Below are 24,300 nucleotides of genomic sequence, written 5' to 3'. Positions count from 1 at the left end.
AGAATAAAACTGAATAACAAGTAAACTTTCTTTAATTAGTGAAACATCTTATTGGCCATTCTTTGTGCTTGCGGCCCATAGAACCAGTACGTAATTAAAAATAACGGCAAGGCAATCACCAACCACATGGCTAAAACGGCAAGTAAAAATTGTGGCTGTTTTAAATAGAGTAAGAAGTTCTGCCAGATTTCAGGATCTTTACGCGCAAAAATATATAGGCTCAGTAATAAACCACATGCGTTGTAGCCCCAAAAGATCAGACTAAAGCCGATGCTTAAGCGTTTCTTCTCTTGCTGCGTCGGTGCACGGCGTTGTTGCTTGAGAAATTTAAACAAAACAAAAATGATGGCAATGAGATAAGGAATCGCGGTGAGCACACCGCCCAGACTATTTGGTAAAATCGCAGCCAACACGCCTGCGATTAAAGTCGAGGCCAAACAAATAATAAAAAACCAGAGATAATACAAACGCAATGAAATCATAAAGATAAACCTAATTGGACTGGCTTTAAGAAATAATTATAAATTTTTTTCACTTTTTTTTCATTTTTATGTCAACCAATCCTCAACTAGCAGCGTTATATAGGGTACAAGGTCGCAGCAACCGATTGGACATTGCACGGCATCCGCAATGTTTTCGGTGACCTTTCATTATGACTCTCCATCTTTAACAATGGTTGTGTTAGCAGCCAGAACCATTGGAAAAGATTTTGACCGACGATTTATCATCACTCGAATCGTCGGTTTTTATTTGCCTCAAATTTATGTTTTAAAGCGTATCTGCAACATACATTTTGATCGGCTCACCTTCATCATCTTGAACCGTGGTTAAAAATGTCCAGCCACACTTTTCATAGAAATCATTTAGCTCTGTCACCAGATACAACTTTTCGAATCCTGCCCTTTTCATATCTGTTCGAGCGAAATCTAACAACTGTTTGGCAATATTTTGCCTGCGATAAGCCTCTTCAACAAATAAAGCACATAAGTTTGGTGCAAGGTCTTTGCGGTCATGGAAATCGTTTTCGATTATCCCTGCTCCTGCAATAATTTGCTGCTCATCATTTAGAATCATATACCATTGCGGAACACCATCCTGCTGTTCAATCGACATCTGAATGCTGTCACGATACGCTTCAACAGGAATGCCCCATTGATTGGCAAACCAATTTGCCGCTTGATCTAACCATTCAGGATAATCAGCTAACTTCATTATATTCATCAATGTTTAATCAATCTCCGCTATTCGAGTTAAATTAATAAAATTTACTTGAGTACTCAATCCAGATCGGACAAGTTTACTCATTTACATAAAGCTTCAGCACGCTCGTGCCAGCTCTATTTAGAATAAGTTAAACACAATAAAGATAAAGGAATCGAATCATGAACGCAGTCACTTATTTTGAAATTCAGTCATCCAATCCACAACGTGACGTCCATTTTTACCAGTCTGCATTTGGCTGGAATTTCGAAAAAGTGGAAGGCCTCCCGATTGATTATTATCGCATTGAAACAGAGGGAATTCACGGCGGCTTACTGCAACGCCCAGTGGCGATTCCACCAACAGAATGCGGAACCAATGCATTTACCTGCACCATTGAAGTTGAAAATTTTGATGAAACGGCGGCTAAAATTCTCAGTCTAGGTGGCATTGTGGCGATGGATAAATTCGCGATCCCAAATCGCTGCTGGCAAGGCTATTTTCTTGATCCCGACCATAATACCTTTGGTATTTGCGAGATAGATGAAAATGCCCAGTAGCGGGTTTTAGGTATTTAAAGAAAGCTTCTCAGTATTCCAAATAACTGAATAAAAATATTTGCTGAAAATGAACCTATATTTCTTTTGTCAGTTATTGCCCTTTAAACTGTGGTGGACGTTTTTCTAACATGGCACGAACGCCCTCTTGTGCATCTTGCGATTCAAACAGCGGCATCAAATAACGGTTCATTTTCTCAAATGCCGCTGTCTGTCCTTGCGTTACCGCATCGGTTGCAGAGGCCAATAAAGCCCGTACTGCAAGCGGTGCTGAAATACAGATGTCTTTGGCAATTTCGATAGCACGCTGCAACTGTTGCCCATTTTCTACAATCTCGGAAATCAGGTTCAGTTGGTCTGCCGTTTTAGCATCAAAAGTTTTGCCTGTTAATAAATATGGCATGGCTTTTTGCCATCCCGCAGCTTGCACAAAACGTACCGTTGCCCCACCAAATGGCATGATGCCACGTAATACTTCAAGCTGACCAAATACTGTATTTTCACTGGCAATCACGACATCGGCATTGAGCATCAACTCCACTCCAGCGGTATAACAAATTCCCTGCACCGCCACCACAACAGGTTTGCTTCGATGTCGACCTGCTGTTCCCCACGGGTTAATTTGTTCTTCAGCAAAGTTAAAAATGCCTTCGGATATTTTCGGTTGTAGCTCAACCAGATCCAAGCCCGCTGTAAAATGGTCACCATTTGCAAAAATCACAGCACAACGAAGTTCTGGATCATTTTCATATTCCGTTAATGCCAGCGACAGATCCTGAATCATATGGCTATCAAAGGCATTCCGTTTATCGGCGCGGTCTAGGCCAATCAACATGATCTGATCCCTGATTTCGCGGCTTACTTTACCTAAGCTCATTGATATGTCCTCATTTTTTAAATCATGACTTTATCTTCAAACTAGAGGAACGTTTAAAAATGATCAAGCGGTATCATGTAGTGCTTTTCTGCTGAGTAAGATTCTCCTTTCCGTTTAAATACGTGCTACCTTATTCTGGTTCAATTCATTTTTAGATTCATTTATGACTGTGCGTTTTTTTCATACTTCTGACTGGCATTTGGGGCAATTCTTTTATAATCATTCCCGCCATTATGAACATGAACAATTTCTGGCATGGTTACTTGAGCAAATCAAACACAAACAACCGCATGCCTTGCTGATTGCGGGTGATATTTTTGATGTTATCAATCCAAGCTCGCAGGCACAAAAACAGCTCTACCAGTTCCTAGCCGATGCGCATGAGCTTGCACCGCATATGCAGACCCTCATGATCGCAGGCAACCACGATTCGGGCTATCGAATTGAACAGGTTGAGCCATTATTAGAGAAATATAATGCCAAAACAGTTGGCGTAATTCGCTGGAATGCAGATAAAACACTGGATCTGGAACGTTTAATTCTACCGATTTATGATGAGCAAAAACAGATTGTCGCGTGGTGTATTGCCCTGCCATTCTTGCGTTCAGCCGAAATCACAGGCTTTAATGAACACACCACCAATAGCCAAAACGCGATTGCTTATCTACACCAACAATTAATCGAAGAAGCTAAGCGTCGTAAAACCGATGATCAGGCCTTGATTCTGATGTCACATGCACATATGCAAGGTGGAGAAACTTCGGATTCAGAGCGTCCGATTATTATTGGCAATGAAGAAGCACTTTCTACCAGCCTGTTTGATGACAGTATCGATTATGTGGCACTTGGACATCTGCATAAACCGCAAAAGGTACAGCATCCCCATATTCGTTATAGTGGCTCTCCGATTCCACTGTCATTTAGTGAAATCAACTATAAGCACCAAGTGGTCGAAGTCACCGTTGATTCAACCCAACCAGAAAATAAGCTGGATTTTGAAGCATTGGCAATTCCGCGAAGTATTCAACTGCATAAAATTAAAGATGAACTCACAGCAGTCATGCAGCAGCTTAAAAACCTACCGAGTGGCCCTATCGAAAATATTGACCATCGTGAATATGTCGATATCGAATATCATACCGCGATTCCTCCACAGCCGAATTTGCGCCAACAATTCGAAGATGCCTTGCCGAAGGATCGCTACCGTCTGGTGCGTATTTCCAGACAATATTTATCGAATGAAAGTAATGCTGAAAACAAGCAGAGCATTAGCCTGGAGCCACCCACACCAGAAAAATTATTCCAGCAGATCTGGGAGAAAAAGGGCTATCACACCGATGATGAAGTCACCAAAGATTTCTTAAGTCTAGTGAATGAAGCACAGAAAAAACTTGAAGATGATCAAAGTTCTTAAGGATTTGCCATGAAAATTTTATCGATTCGACTAAAAAATCTGGCATCTCTTGCGGGTGAGCACTTTATTGATTTTGAGTGCGATCCTTTGGCCAATGCAGGCTTGATCGCGATTGTCGGGAAAACAGGTGCAGGTAAATCCACCATTTTAGATGCCATGTGTCTGGCACTCTTTAATAAAATTCCCCGCCTCAAAGAAAGTGATGGCAAGCTTCTGGACGTGGATGGTTCGGAGCTGCTGACCAACTCTCCCCTGACCGTTTTACGTCGCGGTACAGGACACGGCTTTGCTGAACTGTGTTTTGTGGCACAAGATCAGAAACATTATCAGGCACGTTGGGAAATTAAGCGTGCCCGTGAAAATGCCAGTGGTAAATTGCAAAGTGTACAGCGCTCACTCAAATGCCTGACCGATGGCGTGGTGGTTGCAGACAAAACTAAAGCCGTCGAAAGCCATATCCAGCAAATTACCCAACTCAGTTTTGAACAATTCACCCGTGCCGTTTTACTGGCACAATCGGAAGTTACCGCTTTTTTAAAAGCGCGTGATACCGAACGAGGCGAATTGCTGGAATACCTGACCAACTCCAGTATCTTTGCCAAAATTGGGCAACTGGCGTTTGAAAAAACCCGTGAAATGACCAACCAGCGCAAACAGCTGGAAAATGTTTTAGGTCATATTGAAATTCGTTCCGATGAGGAAGTTGCTGCCTTACAAACTCAATTTCAACAGACACAACAACAAGTCCAACAGCTTGAAACCGAACGAACACAACTCAAGCAACAACAGCAGTGGTTTGAACAACAACAAAAGCTTGAAAGTGAAATTATCTTCAAACAACAGCAGCATGAAACGCAGCTCAATGCCCATACTGCCCTCGCAACAGATCGCCAATTGCTTGAACAATTGGAAATCTTTTCCGAGATTCGTCCTGTTGTTTTTCAACAGCAGCAAATCCAAAAAACACTGCAACAACTTGAGCCACAGCTTCAACAAAAACAGCAACAGTTTAGTCGCTTAACCACAGAATTTGAGCAGGAAAAAATCCGCTATACGCAAGCGGAAACGGCGCTGCAACAGTTCCAGAATTTTGAGCTGCAACATCAAGATAAGTTGAGTCAGGTGCGTAAATACGTTCAGGAACGTGACTATATTGCCGAAGATTATAAAAAAACCAAAAGCAGACTGACGCTTATCGAAACCCAGCAACAACCTTTGCTACAACAGCAACAACAGCTTGAGCAGAGCCTCCAGAATATAGGCACACAACAGACATCCTGCCTTGAGCAATTACAGCAAAGTGCCCACTTCTCAACTTTAGATAAGGGCCTGCATGCTCATGTACAACAATTAGAGCAGTTTATTCAGCATTATCAAAAAGTTGAAAATACGCTGGGGAATATTCAACAGGCTCAAAGCAAACTTGAGCAAGATAAAAGCCAACTTGAGCAATTGATCACGCAGTTTGGTACAACACAGCAGATTGATCGTACCCTTGAGCAGAAACAGACACAGAAAGAGCAAGTGTTGACTCAGCTGAATCAAATGGATGTGATTCAACAAAAACTACAGCATCATTTTCAATTAAAAAATGAAGTCTCAGAGCTGCAACACACACTAAATACGATACAAGTTCAGTATCAACAGCTCGAGCAAAATACTCAAACAGTAGAAAGTGAATTTCAGGCAGCAAAAACCGAGCGGGAAAAATTACAGCTTATCCTGCAACAGCAACGCTTACTCCATACCGAGAATATTGAACATTTACGTGCCGAACTGAAACAAGGTGAAGCTTGTCTGGTCTGTGGCAGTACTGAACATCCCTATCGTGAGGATGAAAGTCCAGTTTCGAAAGCCCTATATGCATTACAGCAACAGCAGGAACAACAGGCGCTACAACAAGAGCAACAATCCTTCCAGCTTTGGCAGAATACACAGCAACAATTTACCCAACTTCAATCTGAGCAAAAACAGCGCCAAGCAGTCTTGCAACAAACTCAGGAAAAATTAAACGCTCAACAACAAGAGTTACAGCAATATCTGGCTCAAAGTCATATTCAACTCGATTTCAATTTAGCTCAACACGAGCTTGAGGCATCGTTAAAGCACTTAAGCGCTCAATCTACACAAACGAAACAACAGATTGATCAGCAATTACAACAACTCAATCAGGCCAGTAAACAGCAGTTTAATTTAAATCAGTCTATCCAGAACACGGCCTACCAATTGGAAACCGTACAGCAGTTACAACGACAGATTCAGCATATTGTGGATTGTCTGGATTCACATGAGAAAACACTTTGGCTGGAACAACCGCTTCGCCAATCACAACAGATTGTGCAGCGTTTAAAACAACGCCTGCAACAGCTTGATCATGCCGATGGACTGAGCAAACAACAACAGCACAGCACGCAACAGCTTAATTTATTAATATCAAATCTGAATAGTTTAAGTACGCAACATACTGAGCTAAATCAGCAATTGCAGGAAATTGCGAAAAAGGGTCAACAAAATAGTGAGGCTGCCAATCAACTCATTCTGGCAATGGCTGGTTCAACTGAATTGAAAGCCAATGAATGGTTGCATCAACATGATCAACAACGTCAGCAAGTGCAACATCAATATCAGCAGGTAAAGCAGAATTTTGAACAGGCACGACAAAACTTTGAGCAATACAAGAATGAACTAGAACAGCTCAAAGCACAGCATCAGCATAACCAACAATCATTCACACAATGCACAACAGAAATCGGTGCATGGTTGAAGCAGCATGTGCATTTTGAAGAACAGCAACTCAGTCAGTTGCTAGCCATTTCTTCAACGCAGGAACAGCAAATCCGCTTAACCCTACAAAACGCGGATCGTGTCTTGAGTGAAGCAGCCTATGCGCTTAAAACCGCGCAGCAGCTATCCAAGGAGCATCAGCAGCAACAGCCTGAGATTCAACATGAACAATTGATTGAATTGATTCAGCTAAATCAGGAAAAACTACAACAGCAACTTGAACAACGCGATCAATATAAAGTTCAACTCGAATTACATCAGCAAAACCTTGCCAAGCAAAAACAGTTTGCCGACCAGATCCAGCAAATTCAGCAACAGGAATATCGCTGGAATAAGATTTCGAGCTTGATTGGCGATTCTAAAGGCAAAGATTTCCGAGATTTGGCACAACAATATAATCTGGATATTTTGCTGGAATATGCCAATCAGCAATTGGCAATGCTATCGCAACGTTACACATTAAAGCGCTTGGAAAACTCACTCAGTCTGGCAATTATCGACCATGATATGGATGGTGAAACCCGTTCGGTTGCCTCTCTCTCTGGTGGAGAATCCTTCCTGACTGCCCTTGCGATTTCACTGGCGATTGCCAATATGGCCTCTGGCTCTATGAAAATCGAATCATTGTTTATTGATGAAGGTTTTGGGACGCTGGATGCATCATCCTTGCACATGGTGATGAATGCGCTGGATCAGTTGCAAAGCCAAGGTCGTAAAGTAATCTTAATTTCGCATATTCAGGAAATGCATGAACGGATTCCTGTACAGATTCAGGTACAACCTGTTGGATCAGGTTCGAGTCGGATTGAAGTAGTGGGCTAATGAACATTCAATTGCTTCATACAGAACTATTAAAGCACGGTATCCAGTTTGACACTGGCTTAACAGAAACTGAAATAGAAGCAATAGAGCAGCTTTTTAGATTTCTCTTTCCTTCTGATTTGAAGCTATTTTTAAAGTACGGACTTCCTGTTTCAGAAAATGAATGGAAATTTCCTCGCTGGAGAGAAGCACTTCATAGCGATAAAGCGAAAAATATGTTGATAGCGCAGCTCAACGGGCCTCATGAAGGCATTCTCTTTGATATTAAAAATGGCTTTTGGTTAGATCAATGGGGTGCCGCACCAGAGGAAATCTCAGACCGTCTGGTAATATTTGAGGAGCAGTTTAAAGCTTATCCGAAAATGATCCCTGTTTACTCTCATCGTTATATTCCGAGTACCCCCCTTGAAAAGGGAAATCCCATATTTTCAATCATGCAAACCGATATTATTTATTATGGGACAGACCTGATCAATTACTTTTGTAATGAATTCAACCTAAATAAAACACTGTTTGATCAACCGCAAGCCACTCCAAAACCGATTCAATTCTGGAGTCATCTTGTTGAATTAAATAATTATTAAGACTTTGCTGAATAATCCCTTGCACCAAATAACGCTGTCCCGACTCTCACCATGGTTGAACCCGCCGCAATCGCAGCTTCCAGATCAGCCGACATCCCCATACTTAAGGTATCCCAATCTTGCGGTTGTGCATGTTGAGATTTCACTTGGTCAAATAGTGCTTTGGCATCTGCAAATGCAGCATGATTTTCAGGCGCAGGAATGACCATCAAACCACGTAAACGGATGTGTGGAAGCTGGCTAATGTGCTTAACCAGCTCAGCCACTTCTTCTGGCTGGCAACCATCTTTTGAATCTTGTCCATCAATATTCACTTGTAGGCAAATATTTAACGGCGCTTGCGATTCCAAACGCTGGCTAGATAAACGCTCGGCAATAATCAAACGGTCAACCCCGTGTACCCAATCAAACTTCTCAGCCAAATGCTTAGTTTTATTACGTTGCACATGACCAATAAAATGCCACTCGATCTCCAGCTCTTTGAGTTCTTCAATTTTTTCCAGCGCTTCCTGTAAATAATTTTCACCAAAACAGCGCTGTCCCACTGCGTACATTTCACGCAGGTTTGAAGCAGGATGGGTCTTTGAAACGGCTAACAATTGCACAGTCGCAGGATCACGTTGAACACGCTGACAGGCGTGTTCTATTTGATTTAAAACAGTTTGACGGGATTGTTGCGATTGATTCATTGACACAGTTCTCATTTACGAAATGTTTTTTTGCTTTCCCATTCTTTAAGGTGTTGGTAAGCCTGAATGAAAGCCTTATATTATTCTACAAAATAATGAGACTTTTGAGTTTGTTTCGGGGAAATTATGGATATTACAGAATTACTCGCCTTTTCGGTTAAAAACGGTGCATCAGATTTACACCTTTCAGCGGGTATGCCTCCGATGATTCGTGTAGATGGTGAAGTACGTCGTATCAATTTACCAGCACTTGAACATAAAGATGTACACCGTTTAGTGTACGACATTATGAATGATAAACAACGTCGTGATTTTGAAGAAGATCTAGAAACTGACTTTTCATTTGAAGTACCGAATATTGCTCGTTTCCGTGTCAATGCATTTAATCAGAACCGTGGTGCTGGAGCGGTATTCCGTACCATTCCATCGAAAGTGTTGACCATGGAAGATTTGGGACTCGGCACAATTTTCAAGGAAATTTGTGATTATCCTCGTGGGATTGTGCTTGTCACAGGCCCAACAGGTTCGGGTAAGTCGACAACGCTTGCAGCGATGATCGACTATATTAATGAAAACCGTTATGACCATATTTTAACGGTAGAAGATCCAATCGAATTTGTACACCAGTCGAAAAAATGTCTGATCAACCAGCGTGAAGTACACCGCGATACACATGGCTTTAATGCCGCACTTCGTTCCGCCCTCCGTGAAGACCCTGACATTATTCTGGTCGGTGAGATGCGTGACCTTGAAACCATTCGCTTGGCATTGACCGCGGCAGAAACAGGTCACTTGGTTTTTGGTACCCTGCATACGACTTCTGCCGCAAAAACCATTGACCGTGTGATCGACGTATTCCCTGCTGAAGAAAAAGACATGGTTCGTGCCATGTTGTCTGAATCTTTGCAAGCGGTCATTTCACAAACGCTATTAAAGAAGAATGGCGGTGGTCGTGTGGCTGCACATGAAATCATGATCGGGATTCCTGCAATCCGTAACCTTGTGCGTGAAAATAAAGTCGCACAAATGTACTCTGCCATTCAAACTGGCGCCAACTACGGCATGACCACTTTGGATCAAAGTTTAAAAACATTGGTGTCTAAAGGTTTAATTAGCCCGCAAACGGCTCGTACGGTGGCGAAACAGCCTGAGTCATTCCTATAAAAATAAAGGGATTAGAGAGATATCATGGACTTTAATGATTTACTCAATTTGATGATTCAACAAAATGCCTCGGACTTATTTGTCACGGCAGACGTTGAACCTTCAATGAAAATTAACGGGCAGATTGTGCCTGTTTCAAAAACCAAGCTGTCAGGAGAAATTGTCGGTCAGTTGGTACAGTCCATCATGACGGACAAACAGCGTAAAGAATTTGTCGATACACGCGAATGCAACTTTGCCATCATGAATCGTGAAAAGACCGCACGTTTTCGTGTCAGTGCTTTTCAGCAGCGTGATATGCCGGGCATGGTGTTACGTAAAATCGAAACCCATATTCCAACCATGGATGACCTGAAACTGCCTGAAGTTCTGAAAGAACTGGCGATGACCAAACGCGGCATCATCATTTTTGTAGGGGCAACAGGTACAGGTAAGTCGACCTCCCTCGCTTCAATGATTGGTTTCCGCAACCAGAATTCTAAAGGTCATATTATTACCATTGAAGATCCGATCGAATTTGTGCATCAACATGCAGGTTGCATTGTGACACAACGTGAAGTGGGCATTGATACCGATTCATTTGAAGTGGCATTGAAAAATACGCTACGTCAGGCACCAGATGTGATCTTGATTGGTGAGATTCGCTCTCGTGAAACTATGGACTATGCGATTGCCTTCGCAGAAACTGGTCACTTGGTACTCGCGACCCTGCACGCCAACAATGCCAACCAAGCCTTAGACCGTATTATTCACTTCTTTGAAGCTGATCGTCATAGCCAGCTGTATATGGACTTGTCGTTGAACTTAAAAGCATTGGTGGCACAACAGTTAATTCCAACGCCTGACGGCAATTCGCGTCGTGCTGCGATTGAGATTCTGATTAACACCCCGCTTCTGGCCGACTATATCCGTAAAGGTGAAATTCATGAGATTAAAGATCTGATGAAACGTTCACGCGAACTAGGCATGCAGACTTTCGATCAGGCTTTATTTGACCTTTATAAAGCAGGTCAGATTACCTATAAGGATGCATTGAAGCATGCAGACTCACCAAACGATCTACGTCTCACCATCAAACTTTCAGAAGAAGGCGCAGACCAGTTATTGAGTGCCAGCCGCAACATTACCTTTGATGGTCAATAATTCAAACTAAGCCATTAAAAAAAGGGAAGGTTTTTGTAACCTTCCCTTTTTATTTGTTCAATTTTCGTGAACTTTAATTTTTTAACTCAACTCAGCTTATTTTTTACGATAAGCCTCTTGGCATTCTGCATCACTGCAATAACCGTAAAGGTTTAAAGAATGGCCAGTTAAAGCAAATTGATGTTTATCAGCAACAGCGTGTTGTTCTTGCTCGATAATATCATTAGTAAATTCAACAACTTTGTTACAGTTCAAGCAAACGAGGTGATCATGATGATCTTCTTGCATGATTTCGAAAACAGAATGGTTGTTTTCAAAATGGTGACGCTGAATGATACCGGCAGCTTCGAATTGTGTTAACACACGGTAAACCGTTGCTAGACCCACATCTTCACCCTGCTCAAGCAAAGTTTTATAAATATCTTCAGCACTTAAATGATGTTGTTTTGAATTTTCTAATAATTCCAAAATCTTAATACGAGGAAGGGTAACTTTAAGTCCAGCTTTGCGTAAGTCTTGATTGGAAATCGGCATAAAAAAAGGTCTCTCAACAAATCTTAAGTTGGAATAGGCAATAGAGTTTAGATGCAGTATGATCTATCCTTGAACCAAATGCATCATCATTTATCAGGATAGTGTAGCAAAATGCAAAAAATCATGCTGGCGTTGTTCGTCACTTCAGTACTTAGCGGTTGTTCAGTCTTTGGTGTTTATAAAGTCGATATTCCACAGGGAACACCATTAACCAAAGCACAAGCATCTCAAGTACAAGTGGGCATGAGCTTTCAGCAAGTCCGTTTCTTGCTTGGTAGCCCAACAGTTACAGATCCTTTGAACCCACAACGTTGGGACTATATCTACAACTACATCCCGGGAACTTATGCCAAAAAAGCAAAAATACCTGCGGCACACGGTCAGCATTTAAAAGTTTATTTTGATGCGAATGGTAATGTTGAACGTCTGGAAGGCTTAGATACGATTCCAGAATCACAACCTGGTTTACCGGCATCAAAAGAAGCGATTTTGACTGCGCCCCCACTATAACGGCTTTGCAGTAAAAAGAAACCCCTCATCGAGATAATCGTGAGGGGTTTTCTTTATTAGCTTGATGGTCTAAAACGATTACCTTTGATAAATCGCCCAACAGGATTCTTTTCAGCCCGTTTACGGCGGATATCTTTGGGATTGATGGTCAAAGGCCGATAAATCTCAACACGATCACCAGCTTGTAACAAAGTCTCTGCTTCAATCTTGTTGCCAAAAATCCCCAAGTGTAAAACTTCTGGCAGGCTCACCTGCTCGGCTAAGCCACTGGCATCAATTGCCTGCTGAGCCGTCATTCCCTCACTGAATGCAACAGTCAGATGAAATTGCTGTTCAGGCGTTGTATAAGCCAGCCAAACTTGTTTTACCTGTTCCATTAGATCACTTGCCCAATAACCGCAATAATTGCGACCACAATTGAAAGCGGTAAGATGATACGGATCGCAATACGCCAGATGTTATAGAACAATTCATTGCTAAAACCCATCGCTTTACGTAGATGACTGATCTTCATGATCCAGCCAGCAAACAATGCATAGACTAGGCAAATGATGAGACCCCATAACATCAACAAGGTATTAAAAATTTGCTCAACTTGTGGCACTGCCCATACCGCAATCGCTGCAAGCAAAATTGCCCATTGAACCACAACTGCCAGCTGGCGCTGCGCCAGTTGCTCTTTTGCAAACTGGATTAACAAAGCAGCCGACATCAGTGCAGCAAAACCCCATGCCAAAGCAGGAAGCTGAGCCTGAACAGAGAAGAAGCCAAATGCAATCACGGCAAGAAGCTGAGCAATCCAGATCGGTAAAACTGAAGTGGTTGCAGCTTCCTGCTTTTTCACCACAGCTAGGCTACTCTGCCAATATAAGCCCAAACCTAAACCACTTGCGACCAAGGCAAGTACTGTCGCATTGCCCCACTCGCTAAACTCCACACCTGTCCAGTGCCATGCCTGTAACTGAGTACCCATCACATTGGCAAGGATAAACGCAGCAACGACACCGATGGTTGTCAAAGCAATAAGGAATTGACGAGGGATAAAAGAAAGTGCAAATGCAACAACAGCAAGAATCGCGAATAAAATCTGGCTCGAAATATTTAATGCCAGTTGTTCATTCACCACATGGCTTGCAGTATTTAGTACACTACCTGCAAAAAACGGGACGAAAACAACTGCTAACCACCCGACGACACGCCATCTTGGCGAAGCATCGGCATCACGTGTAAGGCTTGAAAGTGCTTGTAATGCGGTCGTTTGCGAACGCTTTGCTAAAGCGATTTCAAGATAACCGATTGGCAATGCCAATAAAATCATGGTGCCTAACCACAGCAACCAGAAATCGAACTGACGATCAATCTGGATACCTACAGTTGGTGCCAATGTGGTAATCATGACAAAAGATAGGCAAAACGCCATCACTGGGGCAAACCAGCGTGACAGAGTTGTGTCCTGCATAATGCATTCCTTGAAAAATCTTTGAACTCATTGCGCTTTATGGTGTTTGCAATGAAATATTCAATCTATTTTGCCTTTCTCACGCTTGAAAATCAAAACAAAAGATATCGAAAGAAAAAAGCAAATCACCCAGTCAAGATGATTTGCTGCGCACCAGTTATTATTTTTTAATTAGATCCCTTGTATATCACTCATACCAACCTTATTATTTTTTATAACAAGGGATCTTTTTTTATTATCTTTTTATTATGAGAAGAATCGAGAAAACCAGTTCTTCCCTTTTTTCTTTTCATTTTCTTTAATAATACCAATCATATTTTCTTTGACAGCACCAACATAATCAGCATCATCATGACGAATATGATTAATCAACCACTTTGATAGTGCTTCATGCAACTCACTATCAATTTCCTGCCCCAACTCAAAACGCTGACGATAAGTCTCTATCTTTTTGATAAATAAGTCATGTACTCGCTTATGTGGTACACGATACTTATAGTTCGCTTCTTCCTGCAAACTTTCTTCAAAGGTAAAATGAGACTGGGTATAATCAATAATATTATCCAGAATCCCCTTTAACTTCGCACGGTCATCGTCTTCTTTTAATTCATCAATTTCATTAATATAATCTAGAATACGACGATGTTGATCATCAATTACTTCTATTCCTGTATTATATTCGACAGACCATTTCATCCCCATATCAAACCCCAAACCATATTTGATTTATTGAATACAAATATAATATCGACAAAAGATTTAAATAAAAACGCAGCATTTTTGTCAGGTTTGCAATTTTTATGTATAAAATAAAATAAGCTGTTGTTTTATATTTAATTTAATATTTTTACCAACTAAAACGCTCAAGTATTTTTTAACCAACAAGAAAAACTATCTATCTAATTTTATTGATATAACCAGAAAAATGAGAACTAATTTTTTAATAAAAAACAGTTCAAACATATATTCTGGTTATATCTTCTATATTAATACTGATCTGCTTTAGTTATTCGTTTTAATGCAGGATTTTCTGCTTCGCGGATTAAACGCTCTACTCGTGTTAAAGCATGCAAAATCGGTTTACCACACTGGAATAAGATCATTTCCCCAGGCTGGTATGCAGTCCATGCTTCATTATGCGTTAAAGGCTCAGTGGTAATCACCGCCACACGATCTTCAGGTGTCGTGACCTGACTAAAATCGACCTCTACATCCAGATCAATTAAATGTGCATGTTGAAAAGGATATTCACGTACCAACCAATGCAGTTTGGTAGTGGCATAGCTATACAGTGCCTTACCATTCGACAAGCAGAAATTAAACGTTCCGTGCTCGGCAATTTGTGGAGAAATACGTTCTAATAGTGAAAAAATCTCTTCTAAACTTGGCTCGGTATAGCCAAATGCCTCAACCATCTGATCTAGTAAATAGCAAAATGCCAGCTCACTATCCGTATTGCCGACAGGTTCAAAACGCCCGCTAAGCTCAGGCTTAAAGTCATGCAAATCGCCATTATGGGCAAAAATCCAGTGTCTGCCCCATAACTCACGCAAGAAAGGATGTGAATTCTCTAAATTGATTTTGCCCTGTGTGGCTTTGCGGATATGGGCAATGACATTACGAGACTTGATCGGATAGTTACGAATCAGATCCGCAATTGGAGATTCTACTGCCGATTGATTATCGACAAACAAACGGCAGGCTTTGTCTTCAAAGAATGCGATACCAAAGCCATCACAATGATCAGATGTGACCCCTGCTCGTTGGGAGAACCCACGAAACGAAAAGGTAATATCTGTCGGGGTAGCACAATTCATTCCTAATAGCTGGCACATATCTTTTAACTATCTAACATCTACGCCTATTGTGCATGAGGTTGAGATCGCTTGTAAATCTTAATATGTGCTCACTATTGGACAAGGAATGATATAAGACTAACGTTGCACCATTTTGTTCATGACAAAAGACATGGCAATCTTATTCACTTCCAAAAACACAAAATAATCCAGACATTTAAAATCTTCATCATAAAATGCCTGTTTTGAAAGTTTCGATTGCATGCCTAAATAGGTTTGGAATAATTTTGGCATCCGTTCATCTTGCGGAAAACTATAGTCAGGACGCTCGGGTTCAAAGCTACGTTTTGAGCGGATATCAATCGTCTGATGCTCACCCAACTGTTGAATCTGACGATGGGTATAATAAGCACGCGCCAAATTATCTTCTAAATGAATACTGACACAGCCCATTAAGTACTTGGCTCGCATCGACCACAGTACTTTAGGCGTCAGATTCAACCAGAGCATAGAGAGCGCTTTACCCGAACGGAACTTTGGATGAACACAAGTTCGTCCAATTTCTAAAACACTTGGTAAATGTGATAAATGCGGAACAATTTCGAATTCCTGAGCGCTATAACTCTGCCCGATTTCATGGCCTTGAAATAATTTTAATCGAGTATAGGCAACAATTTCACCTGTCCACTTCTCACGTAAAACGGCATGTTCACAGCCAAAATCATAAAGGTCTTGATCTAAACCATCTTCAAAATGCATCCCAAATTGATGGCTAAATTGTGTAGCTCTAAAACGTTGTACATCTTGTAATTCTTTTAAATTATCCACCCATTCAAAACGGAACTGGTTTTGAGCTGGTTTGTGGCGTAAAGGTAAAGTCAATGTCTGGCGATATTGATTTAATTTTTCTAGCATAATGAAAGCTCCTTATGGCTAGATTTACCTTAAAGCGCTTAAATGACATTGAGATGACTAAAACATGAACAACACATGACGAAAAAAAGAGGCTAATTTAAGGCCCCTTTTTGTTTTCATCAGCAGAATTAATGCTTGACGCGATTGGTAATTAAAGTACCCACACCATGATCAGTAAAGATTTCTAACAAACTTGCATGCGGTACACGTCCATCAACGATATGCGCACTGACTACACCACCTTTTACCGCATCCAGTGCACAACCCACTTTTGGAATCATGCCACCATAAATCACACCTGTTTCAATTAGACGATCAACTTCTTGCGTGGTCAGACCCGTTAACAAGTTTTTATTTTCGTCCAGTACACCAGTGATATTGGTCAATAAAATCAGTTTTTCTGCGCCTAATGCTTCTGCAACTTTTCCAGCCACAAGGTCAGCATTGATATTATAAGTATTGCCATCCTCATCTACACCGAGTGGTGCAATAACAGGAATAAAATCACTTTGGGTAAACATTTCAAGGACGTCAGTTTTTACACCTGTAACTTCGCCAACCATACCCAAGTCAATTTGTGAAACGGAACCATCTGCTTCCTGTTTTTCCATCAACAATTTACGTGCGCGCAGCAAATTGCCATCTTTACCCGTTAAACCAATGGCACGACCACCATGTTTATTGATCAGGTTAACGATCGATTTATTAACGCTACCACCAAGTACCATCTCAACCACTTCCATGGTTGCTTCATCGGTCACGCGCATGCCATCAATACGGTCAGATTCTTGTCCTAAACGTTTTAATAATGAATCAACTTGTGGGCCGCCACCATGTACAACGATCGGATTTAAACCTACTGTTTTTAACAAAACAATGTCGCGGGCAAATGAACTTTCCAACTCCGGATCAGTCATCGCATTACCACCATATTTTACAACCAACGTTTTTCCTGCAAATCGTTGGATATACGGCAAAGCTTCAATCAAAATTTTTGCTTTATCAATGCCGATATGTTCATGTGGCATGCGTCTCTCCTTATTAAGCCTGTGCGAGTTCTTGTGCAATCTGTGGATAATGGTCTTGCAACATAGAAACAAATGTCTGGCGAATTTCAACTAACCGATCCGGATTGTCTGCATCGAAGCGGACGGTAAAATATTCACCAGTATTTGATGCTCGAATAATGCCAAAACCATCATCAAAATCAAGTCTTACACCATCTATTTTACTTAAACGTGCGCCTAAACGGTGACTTAAAATCTCGATCTCATCTAAAACCTGTTTCGGATTGGCATCATGCGTGTTGATATAAGTATCTTCGGTGCAGTAACGTTCAGGGTAAATACTCAATAATTCAGACAAGCTTTTTGCCGTTGATTGTGTGAGATATTCCATCACACGCAAAGCCGCATAGAGACCATCATCATAGCCATAACCACGTCCGTCGTTAAAGACATAATGGCCTGCATATTCGCCACCAAAGACCGCAGCACCTTTGGATTGAGATAAATAAGCCCGTAAAAAACTGCTTCCTGTACGGATCATTTTAGCCTGTCCCGCAAGTTGCTGAACCGTGTCAGACACCATACGCGAACATTTCACATCAAAAACAATTTCTTTTTGTGGATGCTGCTGTAAACAGATCTGTGCAAATAAGGACAGCAAGCGATCAGGGCTAATAATCGTGGCCTGCTCATCTAGCAAAACGACACGATCCCCATCCCCATCTAAAGCAATACCAAGATCGGCCTGTTCTGACAAAATCGCTGCCTGTAATTGCTTTAAATGCTCAGCATGAGAAGGATCTGGTGCATGATCGGGGAAATGTCCATTGGCTTCACAACGTAATGCAACCACTTCACAACCTAACTTTTCCAGCACCAGTTTTGCACAATGGCCTGCTGAACCATGTAAACCATCAAGAGCAACTTTTAATGGTCGAGCCAATTGAATATCATCAATTAATGCGTGTTGATACTGTAAACAATATTGCGGAATAGTGTGATGCGAGCGGATATCTGAGGAAAAATATTCTTTGGCAGTCGGTAGAGAAATTTGCGCGAGTTGACCAACGGATTGAATCGTTTCAGGACTCGGAGGCTCTCCTTTGACAATCCACTTAATTCCGTTATCAGACTTTGGATTATGGCTTGCAGTCACCATAATGCCATTCCCACCAAAATCACGGGCAATGTAATACATCATCGGTGATGAGCAGCAACCAATACTAGTCACTTGCAGACCTTCTTGTTGAAGCGCGTGCTGAATAATTTCAGCATAATGAGGGCTGGTTAATCGCGCATCATAACCAACAACAACCTGATTCTGTCCAGCATTTTTATATTGTAAAGCTAAGGCGTGGGCAATTGAACAAATAATATTTGGCGTGAGATTTGAAAGTTTTCCGCGAATATCATAAGCACGAAAAATATTCAAAGGAAATGTTTGTTGTATATTCACAGCAAGCCCCTATTTTTATAATCATTCAATTATTCAAAAATGGCGAAATTATTAAGTAATTAATTAACCCTTGTTCAGAAAAATTAAAATAATTAATCAGTTGCTTTGTAATATACTTTAAACAAACAATCAATATGAAAAATGCAATGTTTTCCAGTAAAACATTGCATTTTAAGTGATATTTACCGGAAAATTATTGCTTACCCGTATGTCCGAAACCACCAGCACCGCGCTCAGTTGCAACAAATTCACTCACTTGTTCAAACTCAGCTTGTACCACTGGTACAAGAACATATTGTGCCAAACGCTCACCTGGTTCTAAACGGAATGTATTTTGACCACGGTTCCAGACAGATACCATCAATTCACCTTGATAATCTGAATCAATCAAACCAACCAAGTTACCTAAAACGATCCCGTGTTTATGGCCTAGACCTGAACGAGGCAAAATCAAACCAGCAAAGTTTGGATCTTCGATATAAATCGCCAAACCAGTTTTAACCAGAATAGTTTCACCTGGCGCAATATCAATCGCTGCATCTAAACATGCACGTAAATCTAAACCTGCCGAACCTGTGGTTGCATAAGAAGGCAAAGCCCACTCTTGACCTAAACGCGCATCTAATACTTTAACTTGGACTTTCATAAAGCTAACCTTTCGAATATAAAACTTCTACTTCCAAAGACTAGAAGATATGTAATCAACTAATCTTTTAAATTTCTCATAAAATTTGAATACAAATCCCAATCTGGTTGATAAGTTTCAACAATTTTTATTGGATAAATTTTCTTACCCTTTAAAACTTTATTGAATTTCTTTTTCCAAACAATCGGATTTTTTACATACCAGACCCATTCTTTTCTAGAGTTTCCAGTTACAACTAAAACTAGTTGGCCTAGATCTTTGGTATCTAATTTAGAAATATCTTCTTCAAAATCAAATTGTGCACCCATTGTTGGAGAATCAGGCATTCCACTCTTATTAATATCTGAGTAATGCCAATAAATTCTCAATAAATATGGATAATTCGACTTGACTATACCTTCTGCATATTTGCCACGAAATACTAGAACTTTTCCATTTTCAAAACCTTTTGCAGTAAAATAGGTTTCTTCTGCTGTTACGGTTTGGCTAAAAAACAGCAATGATAGAAAAGTAATAAAAATATATCGCTTCACAAAAAACTATCGTTTCAACAATGCTTTTAAATTGGCAAGATACTGCTGCGCTTGCTCTTTTGGATCAACATTCGGCGCCAGTTTCTTTTTACGGCCATGCCATTCCAGATCATCTTGTGGCATTTCATCCAAGAAGCGACTTGGCGTCATCTGACGCATTTGTCCACCGTTCTTACGCTGTTCTGCCAGTGTCAAAGTGAGCCCTTGGCGCGCACGGGTAATCCCCACATACATCAAACGACGTTCTTCTTCGATGGTTTCCGATGCAATCGAGTTCTTGTGTGGTAACAGTTCTTCTTCCAGACCAATCATATACACATAAGGGAACTCCAGACCTTTTGCCGCATGCAAAGTCAACAAGTTCACTTTATCGGTGTCTTCTTCTTCCTGTTGCTGCTCAAGCATATCCAGCAGTACCAGTTTACGAATCACGCTTTCAATATTTTTCTCATCGACATCGTCAGTACGATTCAATAAGTTTTGAATACTGCTATATAAACTTTCGATGCTATCGAGCTTGGTTTTTTCCTGAGCAGGTGTCGCCGCCTGTTCACGAATATAATCGATATAACCCGCTTCATTGATCATCTGACGAACCTTTGGCATCGGCTCATCATCGTCAAGTAACTCACGGGTAAATGTCGCAATAAAATCAGCAAACTCATGCAATTGTGTTGCAGCTTTCTTCGGTAACACCATGCTTAAGCGCTGGTCAGAAGATGCTGTGAGCAAAGACAAGGTATTTTCTTGGGCAAATAAACCCAGCTTTTCCAAAGTCACTGGCCCAATCGCACGTTTTGGCGTATTAATAATACGCAAGAATGCACTGTCATCTTCAGGGTTAATGATGAGACGTAAATAGCTCATCACATCCTTAATCTCTGCACGCGCGAAGAACGACTGACCACCCGACAGTTTATAAGGGATTTGCATCTGACGTAATTGGGTTTCAATGACACGCGCCTGGAAGTTTCCGCGATATAGCACCGCATAATCTTTCCAGTTTTTACCGTTCATCAATTTGTGCGTGATCAGATCTTTGACCACGCGTTCTGCTTCATCATCGTCATTTAAGCAGGTAATGACACGAATGGTTTCGCCATGACCTTTATCACTCCACAATTTCTTATCGAAAATATGCGGGTTGTTCTCAATCACGGCATTGGCCGCTTTTAGAATACGACTGGTTGAACGATAGTTCTGCTCAAGTTTGATGACTTTTAGATTATGGAAGTCATCCTTCAATAACGCCATGTTTTCAGGCTTTGCACCACGCCATGCATAAATGGACTGGTCATCATCACCTACGGCGGTGAACTGCCCCATCACCCCAACCAAAAGCTTAACAAGGGTATATTGCGCAGTATTGGTATCCTGATATTCATCGACCAGTAAATAGCGAACGCGGTTTTGCCATTTGTCACGTACTTCAGCATTTTCCTGAAGCAAACGTGTCGGCATCACGATCAGGTCATCAAAGTCTACGGCGTTATAGGCACGTAAGTTACGCTCATAGAGCTGATAAAGATGTGCAAACTGGACATCTTCAACCGTTTCACAAGTTGAATGTGCTTGTTCTGGAACGATAAGATCGTTTTTCCAGTCTGAAATTTTCTTCATTGCCTTGGCAAGAAGTTCTTTACTCTCTGCCCCTGACAAATTATCACGCTGCATCAAATCCATCAGGATTCGCTTACAGTCATCCGCATCTAAAATAGAAAAGTTGTTTTTAAGCGGTAAATGTTTTAATTCAAGACGAAGTAAATTCAAACCAAAAGTATGGAAGGTCGAAACCGAAAGTCCTTTCGCCTCTTCACGTGAAAGCAATTTACCTACACGTTCTTTCATTTCACGTGCAGCCTTATTTGTAAAGGTCATTGCCGTAATACGATAGGCTGGAATACCACATTGTTGTACCAAGAAAGCCACTTTTCGGGTAATTACTGAAGTTTTACCCGAACCTGCACCTGCGAGTACCAACAAAGGCCCCTGAACATATTTCATGGCTTCAAGTTGCTTGTCATTAAGTTGACTGGCAGATGACATTGGTTATTCCTCTCTCGTTTCCGAGCCTGATTTTTCGAGCACAATTATAGACATCTATGTTTTAGAATCCCAATAGTAAATCTAGGGATATGTATAAATTATGATGCCTTATACAAATGGTACGCCACGGCTTGTCGCCTGACTGGATCGACAATAAAAAAAACCACCCGAAGGTGGTTTTTTAGAAATCAGTAAAAATTACTGTTTTGCATAAATGCTGATTTCTACACGACGGTTTTGCTCTTTACCAGCAGCAGTCGCGTTTGAAGCGATCGGGTTAGAAGAACCATAACCTTGCGCATCGATACGGCTAGAAGATACGCCTTGACCAGCTAAGTAGTTTTTAACTGATTGAGCACGTGCTTGAGATAATGGGATGTTGATTGAATCGTTACCCGTATTATCTGTATAACCAGTTACAAGAATCGCACTCTTGTTATCTTCACCTAAAGTTTGCGCTACTTTGTTTAAAGTGCTGTAGAAGTTAGGTTTGATGTTTGATTTGTTTGTATCAAAGGTAATGCTACCAGGCATGATTAACTGAACAGAACCATCTGGGTTACGGCCTACTTCTACGCCAGTACCAGCCATTTGCTCACGTAATTTTTTCTCTTTATTGTCGAGATATAAACCACCAGCAGCACCAAGAACAGCACCGATTGCCGCAGCACGGTTGTTTTGCTTACTTGTATTTGCGTTACCTTTAGATACGCCATAACCCGCAGCTGCACCAATTAATGCACCTAGAGCAGATTTGTCATATTCTACGCCACCGATGTTATTACCTGTAGTTTGGCAACCAGAAAGTACCAATCCAGCCCCTACGAGTGTTGAAATTACTAATGCACGCATTGCGTAGCTCCTGTCTATGTATTTTGTTGTCTGGACAAATAATGAATGAGAAAACTGGCCTAGACCATTGATATTTTGTTAATAATAAACACTTTATTTGTATTTTTGTAATATTTTGATGCATTTTACTTGAATAAAGCACCACAATTTCTTCATGTTTATGGTTTTCACACAATAAATGTTTTATGTGACAATCATCACATACATAAAAATCCGCTTTCCCTCCTTCAAAAATCACATTTAATCGGAAAAAAGCAGTGTTAACCCGCCTAAATATATAAAAATTGTCAACATCTGAAAATATACAGTTGTATTTCAACATCTGTTGTTTATAGTTGGAACATCTCTTTTTTCAAACATCTGCACTCAAGGCTCGATTTATGTCTAACGCCAATAAAAAAGCGTCCTTATTGCAAAAAGTCAGTAAAGGATTAACCGTTAGTTCAGTCATTACAGGAAGTACATTTTTTCATGGCCCACCTGTACTGGCATTAGGTTTAACCAAATTATTTAAAAAATCATCAAAAGTAGACGAAACCAATATTCAGATTACCAACAGTTGGTTAGGGGTAAATAACTGGTTAATTGACAATGTATTGCCAGATTTACACTGGGATATCAGTATTGATAAAAGTCTCGACCTGAATCTGCAAGGTCGATATATGATGATGTGTAACCATCAAAGCTGGGTCGATACCACAGTCAATCAGTATTTTGGCCTAACACGTATGCCGCTGACCCGCTTCTTTACCAAATGGGAACTTATTTTTATTCCATTTGTCGGGCAGGCATTTAAAATCCTCGGCTTCCCTATGATGAAACGTCATACCAAAGAGCAAATCGCGAAGAATCCCGAACTAAAATCACGCGATATGCTGGAAGCACGTAAAGCTTGTGAACAGTTACTTAGTCAACCTTTTACCTTACTCAACTATTTAGAAGGGACCCGTTTTACTCCTGAAAAACATGCTGCACAGCAATCCCCTTATCAAAACCTGCTTAAACCTAAAGCAGGCGGTCTTGCCTTAGCATTGAATATTCTTGGGGATAAAATTGATGCTTTGGTCGATATGACTATTGTTTATCCAGACGGTGCACCGGGCTACGGCGAATTCTGGCTCGGTGATGTATCTCGTATTGCAGTAGATTTACGTAAAATAGATATTCCAGAGTGGGTACTTGGTGGTAATTATGAGGATGATCCCGTTTATCGTGAACGCTTCCAGAAATGGGTGGATCAGATCTGGACTGAAAAAGACCAGTTGATTAGCCAAATGAAAGCCAAATACCAGCAATAGTTTCAAAAGGAATT

Annotated in this window: 24 protein-coding genes; 8 read left to right on the top strand and 16 right to left on the bottom strand. The window is 40.9% G+C overall.

All coding sequences use genetic code 11. The annotated features are described in order from the left end of the window. Positions 1-35: 35 nt before the first annotated feature. Both EC846_RS09125 and EC846_RS09120 read right to left on the bottom strand, forming a co-directional pair. Complete coding sequence (locus tag EC846_RS09125) at positions 36-482, bottom strand: ABZJ_00895 family protein (RefSeq protein WP_123774965.1); 447 nt, start codon at positions 480-482, stop codon at positions 36-38. 286 nt (positions 483-768) lie between these two features. Continuing rightward, positions 769-1,221 (bottom strand): GNAT family N-acetyltransferase, encoded by a 453-nt coding sequence (locus EC846_RS09120; protein ID WP_123774964.1) that lies wholly within the window; start codon positions 1,219-1,221, stop codon positions 769-771. A 161-nt stretch (positions 1,222-1,382) separates the two neighbouring features. Between EC846_RS09120 and EC846_RS09115 the strand changes: the two genes are divergently transcribed. Beyond that, complete coding sequence (locus EC846_RS09115) at positions 1,383-1,760, top strand: VOC family protein (RefSeq protein WP_123774963.1); 378 nt, start codon at positions 1,383-1,385, stop codon at positions 1,758-1,760. A gap of 91 nt (positions 1,761-1,851) precedes the next feature. Here the strand turns inward: EC846_RS09115 and EC846_RS09110 are convergent, their stop codons facing one another. Beyond that, a complete protein-coding gene (locus EC846_RS09110) occupies positions 1,852-2,634 on the bottom strand; it encodes a crotonase/enoyl-CoA hydratase family protein (RefSeq protein WP_123774962.1) in 783 nt (260 codons plus the stop codon). A 163-nt stretch (positions 2,635-2,797) separates the two neighbouring features. On the opposite strand from EC846_RS09110, the gene EC846_RS09105 reads away from it, so the two are divergent. The 3 genes from EC846_RS09105 to EC846_RS09095 are packed head-to-tail and all read left to right on the top strand — an operon-like array spanning position 2,798 to position 8,238. After that, positions 2,798-4,048, top strand: coding sequence for an exonuclease SbcCD subunit D (locus tag EC846_RS09105; RefSeq protein WP_123774961.1), 1,251 nt, complete (start codon positions 2,798-2,800; stop codon positions 4,046-4,048). Between the two features lie 9 nt (positions 4,049-4,057). Then, complete coding sequence (locus EC846_RS09100; protein ID WP_123774960.1) at positions 4,058-7,654, top strand: AAA family ATPase; 3,597 nt, start codon at positions 4,058-4,060, stop codon at positions 7,652-7,654. After that, the gene (locus EC846_RS09095) at positions 7,654-8,238 is read left to right on the top strand and encodes a hypothetical protein (RefSeq protein WP_123774959.1); all 585 of its coding nucleotides are present in this window, start codon (positions 7,654-7,656) and stop codon (positions 8,236-8,238) included. Before EC846_RS09100 ends, EC846_RS09095 begins: the two co-directional genes overlap by 1 nt. Here EC846_RS09095 and EC846_RS09090 read toward each other — a convergent pair. Next, positions 8,235-8,927, bottom strand: a complete 693-nt coding sequence (locus tag EC846_RS09090; protein ID WP_123774958.1) for a YggS family pyridoxal phosphate-dependent enzyme — start codon at positions 8,925-8,927, stop codon at positions 8,235-8,237. The genes EC846_RS09095 and EC846_RS09090 overlap by 4 nt on opposite strands. A gap of 126 nt (positions 8,928-9,053) precedes the next feature. On the opposite strand from EC846_RS09090, the gene EC846_RS09085 reads away from it, so the two are divergent. Together EC846_RS09085 and EC846_RS09080 are read left to right on the top strand one after the other, a co-directional pair. Then, on the top strand, positions 9,054-10,091 hold the full coding sequence (locus EC846_RS09085) for a type IV pilus twitching motility protein PilT (protein ID WP_004770978.1): 1,038 nt from the start codon (positions 9,054-9,056) through the stop codon (positions 10,089-10,091). 24 nt (positions 10,092-10,115) lie between these two features. Next, positions 10,116-11,234: a PilT/PilU family type 4a pilus ATPase gene (locus tag EC846_RS09080; protein WP_123774957.1), complete on the top strand. Its 1,119-nt coding sequence runs from the start codon at positions 10,116-10,118 to the stop codon at positions 11,232-11,234. A gap of 96 nt (positions 11,235-11,330) precedes the next feature. Here EC846_RS09080 and fur read toward each other — a convergent pair whose 3' ends face one another. Continuing rightward, positions 11,331-11,768: a ferric iron uptake transcriptional regulator gene (fur, locus tag EC846_RS09075; RefSeq protein ID WP_004770976.1), complete on the bottom strand. Its 438-nt coding sequence runs from the start codon at positions 11,766-11,768 to the stop codon at positions 11,331-11,333. A gap of 111 nt (positions 11,769-11,879) precedes the next feature. On the opposite strand from fur, the gene EC846_RS09070 reads away from it, so the two are divergent. Beyond that, the gene (locus EC846_RS09070) at positions 11,880-12,278 is read left to right on the top strand and encodes an outer membrane protein assembly factor BamE (RefSeq protein ID WP_004655148.1); all 399 of its coding nucleotides are present in this window, start codon (positions 11,880-11,882) and stop codon (positions 12,276-12,278) included. Positions 12,279-12,334: 56 nt separating this feature from the next. Here EC846_RS09070 and EC846_RS09065 read toward each other — a convergent pair whose 3' ends face one another. The 11 genes from EC846_RS09065 to EC846_RS09010 all read right to left on the bottom strand — a co-directional run bounded on the left by EC846_RS09065 (position 12,335) and on the right by EC846_RS09010 (position 22,988). After that, the gene (locus tag EC846_RS09065) at positions 12,335-12,655 is read right to left on the bottom strand and encodes an RnfH family protein (protein ID WP_123774956.1); all 321 of its coding nucleotides are present in this window, start codon (positions 12,653-12,655) and stop codon (positions 12,335-12,337) included. After that, complete coding sequence (locus EC846_RS09060; protein ID WP_123774955.1) at positions 12,655-13,737, bottom strand: hypothetical protein; 1,083 nt, start codon at positions 13,735-13,737, stop codon at positions 12,655-12,657. The genes EC846_RS09065 and EC846_RS09060 overlap by 1 nt, the downstream gene beginning before the upstream one ends. 246 nt (positions 13,738-13,983) lie before the next feature. Beyond that, positions 13,984-14,439 carry a bacteriohemerythrin gene (locus tag EC846_RS09050; RefSeq protein WP_004770972.1) on the bottom strand — a complete coding sequence of 152 codons (456 nt, stop codon included), beginning with the start codon at positions 14,437-14,439 and terminating at the stop codon, positions 13,984-13,986. 284 nt (positions 14,440-14,723) lie between these two features. Next, positions 14,724-15,572 carry a class II glutamine amidotransferase gene (locus tag EC846_RS09045; RefSeq protein WP_032863849.1) on the bottom strand — a complete coding sequence of 283 codons (849 nt, stop codon included), beginning with the start codon at positions 15,570-15,572 and terminating at the stop codon, positions 14,724-14,726. Positions 15,573-15,671: 99 nt separating this feature from the next. After that, positions 15,672-16,448 (bottom strand): GNAT family N-acetyltransferase, encoded by a 777-nt coding sequence (locus tag EC846_RS09040; protein WP_123774954.1) that lies wholly within the window; start codon positions 16,446-16,448, stop codon positions 15,672-15,674. 128 nt (positions 16,449-16,576) lie between these two features. Further along, a complete protein-coding gene (gene argB / locus EC846_RS09035; protein WP_004770969.1) occupies positions 16,577-17,476 on the bottom strand; it encodes an acetylglutamate kinase in 900 nt (299 codons plus the stop codon). 13 nt (positions 17,477-17,489) lie between these two features. Then, the gene (locus EC846_RS09030) at positions 17,490-18,911 is read right to left on the bottom strand and encodes a phosphomannomutase/phosphoglucomutase (RefSeq protein WP_123774953.1); all 1,422 of its coding nucleotides are present in this window, start codon (positions 18,909-18,911) and stop codon (positions 17,490-17,492) included. Positions 18,912-19,104: 193 nt separating this feature from the next. Continuing rightward, on the bottom strand, positions 19,105-19,557 hold the full coding sequence (dut, locus tag EC846_RS09025; RefSeq protein ID WP_123774952.1) for a dUTP diphosphatase: 453 nt from the start codon (positions 19,555-19,557) through the stop codon (positions 19,105-19,107). 59 nt (positions 19,558-19,616) lie between these two features. Further along, positions 19,617-20,090, bottom strand: a complete 474-nt coding sequence (locus EC846_RS09020; RefSeq protein WP_123774951.1) for a DUF695 domain-containing protein — start codon at positions 20,088-20,090, stop codon at positions 19,617-19,619. A 6-nt stretch (positions 20,091-20,096) separates the two neighbouring features. Beyond that, entirely contained in the window at positions 20,097-22,136 is a 2,040-nt protein-coding gene (gene rep / locus EC846_RS09015) for a DNA helicase Rep (RefSeq protein ID WP_004655168.1), read from the bottom strand. Positions 22,137-22,334: 198 nt separating this feature from the next. After that, positions 22,335-22,988, bottom strand: coding sequence for an OmpA family protein (locus EC846_RS09010; protein ID WP_004770962.1), 654 nt, complete (start codon positions 22,986-22,988; stop codon positions 22,335-22,337). A gap of 380 nt (positions 22,989-23,368) precedes the next feature. Here EC846_RS09010 and EC846_RS09005 point away from each other — a divergent pair, with 380 nt between their 5' ends. Beyond that, entirely contained in the window at positions 23,369-24,286 is a 918-nt protein-coding gene (locus EC846_RS09005) for an acyltransferase (RefSeq protein ID WP_005256385.1), read from the top strand. Positions 24,287-24,300 lie beyond the last annotated feature (14 nt).

Origin of the sequence: Acinetobacter sp. BIGb0102, assembly GCF_003815055.1 — a bacterium.
Classification (GTDB): domain Bacteria; phylum Pseudomonadota; class Gammaproteobacteria; order Pseudomonadales; family Moraxellaceae; genus Acinetobacter; species Acinetobacter vivianii.
The sequence above is the reverse complement of the archived record's forward strand: the minus strand, read 5'-3'. Positions and strand labels throughout refer to the sequence as shown.

Excerpts from the sequence above, each read along its gene's own strand:
- EC846_RS09090 (WP_123774958.1), bottom strand. The coding sequence starts at position 8,927 with ATGAATCAATCGCAACAATCCCGTCAAACTGTTTTAAATCAAATAGAA.
- EC846_RS09095 (WP_123774959.1), top strand. The coding sequence starts at position 7,654 with ATGAACATTCAATTGCTTCATACAGAACTATTAAAGCACGGTATCCAG.
- EC846_RS09060 (WP_123774955.1), bottom strand. The coding sequence starts at position 13,737 with ATGCAGGACACAACTCTGTCACGCTGGTTTGCCCCAGTGATGGCGTTT.
- EC846_RS09105 (WP_123774961.1), top strand. The coding sequence starts at position 2,798 with ATGACTGTGCGTTTTTTTCATACTTCTGACTGGCATTTGGGGCAATTC.
- EC846_RS09005 (WP_005256385.1), top strand. The coding sequence starts at position 23,369 with ATGTCTAACGCCAATAAAAAAGCGTCCTTATTGCAAAAAGTCAGTAAA.
- EC846_RS09115 (WP_123774963.1), top strand. The coding sequence starts at position 1,383 with ATGAACGCAGTCACTTATTTTGAAATTCAGTCATCCAATCCACAACGT.
- EC846_RS09045 (WP_032863849.1), bottom strand. The coding sequence starts at position 15,572 with ATGTGCCAGCTATTAGGAATGAATTGTGCTACCCCGACAGATATTACC.
- dut (WP_123774952.1), bottom strand. The coding sequence starts at position 19,557 with ATGAAAGTCCAAGTTAAAGTATTAGATGCGCGTTTAGGTCAAGAGTGG.
- EC846_RS09110 (WP_123774962.1), bottom strand. The coding sequence starts at position 2,634 with ATGAGCTTAGGTAAAGTAAGCCGCGAAATCAGGGATCAGATCATGTTG.
- EC846_RS09100 (WP_123774960.1), top strand. The coding sequence starts at position 4,058 with ATGAAAATTTTATCGATTCGACTAAAAAATCTGGCATCTCTTGCGGGT.
- EC846_RS09050 (WP_004770972.1), bottom strand. The coding sequence starts at position 14,439 with ATGGGGATGAAATGGTCTGTCGAATATAATACAGGAATAGAAGTAATT.
- fur (WP_004770976.1), bottom strand. The coding sequence starts at position 11,768 with ATGCCGATTTCCAATCAAGACTTACGCAAAGCTGGACTTAAAGTTACC.
- EC846_RS09065 (WP_123774956.1), bottom strand. The coding sequence starts at position 12,655 with ATGGAACAGGTAAAACAAGTTTGGCTGGCTTATACAACGCCTGAACAG.
- EC846_RS09010 (WP_004770962.1), bottom strand. The coding sequence starts at position 22,988 with ATGCGTGCATTAGTAATTTCAACACTCGTAGGGGCTGGATTGGTACTT.
- rep (WP_004655168.1), bottom strand. The coding sequence starts at position 22,136 with ATGTCATCTGCCAGTCAACTTAATGACAAGCAACTTGAAGCCATGAAA.
- argB (WP_004770969.1), bottom strand. The coding sequence starts at position 17,476 with ATGCCACATGAACATATCGGCATTGATAAAGCAAAAATTTTGATTGAA.
- EC846_RS09080 (WP_123774957.1), top strand. The coding sequence starts at position 10,116 with ATGGACTTTAATGATTTACTCAATTTGATGATTCAACAAAATGCCTCG.
- EC846_RS09070 (WP_004655148.1), top strand. The coding sequence starts at position 11,880 with ATGCAAAAAATCATGCTGGCGTTGTTCGTCACTTCAGTACTTAGCGGT.
- EC846_RS09125 (WP_123774965.1), bottom strand. The coding sequence starts at position 482 with ATGATTTCATTGCGTTTGTATTATCTCTGGTTTTTTATTATTTGTTTG.
- EC846_RS09040 (WP_123774954.1), bottom strand. The coding sequence starts at position 16,448 with ATGCTAGAAAAATTAAATCAATATCGCCAGACATTGACTTTACCTTTA.
- EC846_RS09120 (WP_123774964.1), bottom strand. The coding sequence starts at position 1,221 with ATGAATATAATGAAGTTAGCTGATTATCCTGAATGGTTAGATCAAGCG.
- EC846_RS09085 (WP_004770978.1), top strand. The coding sequence starts at position 9,054 with ATGGATATTACAGAATTACTCGCCTTTTCGGTTAAAAACGGTGCATCA.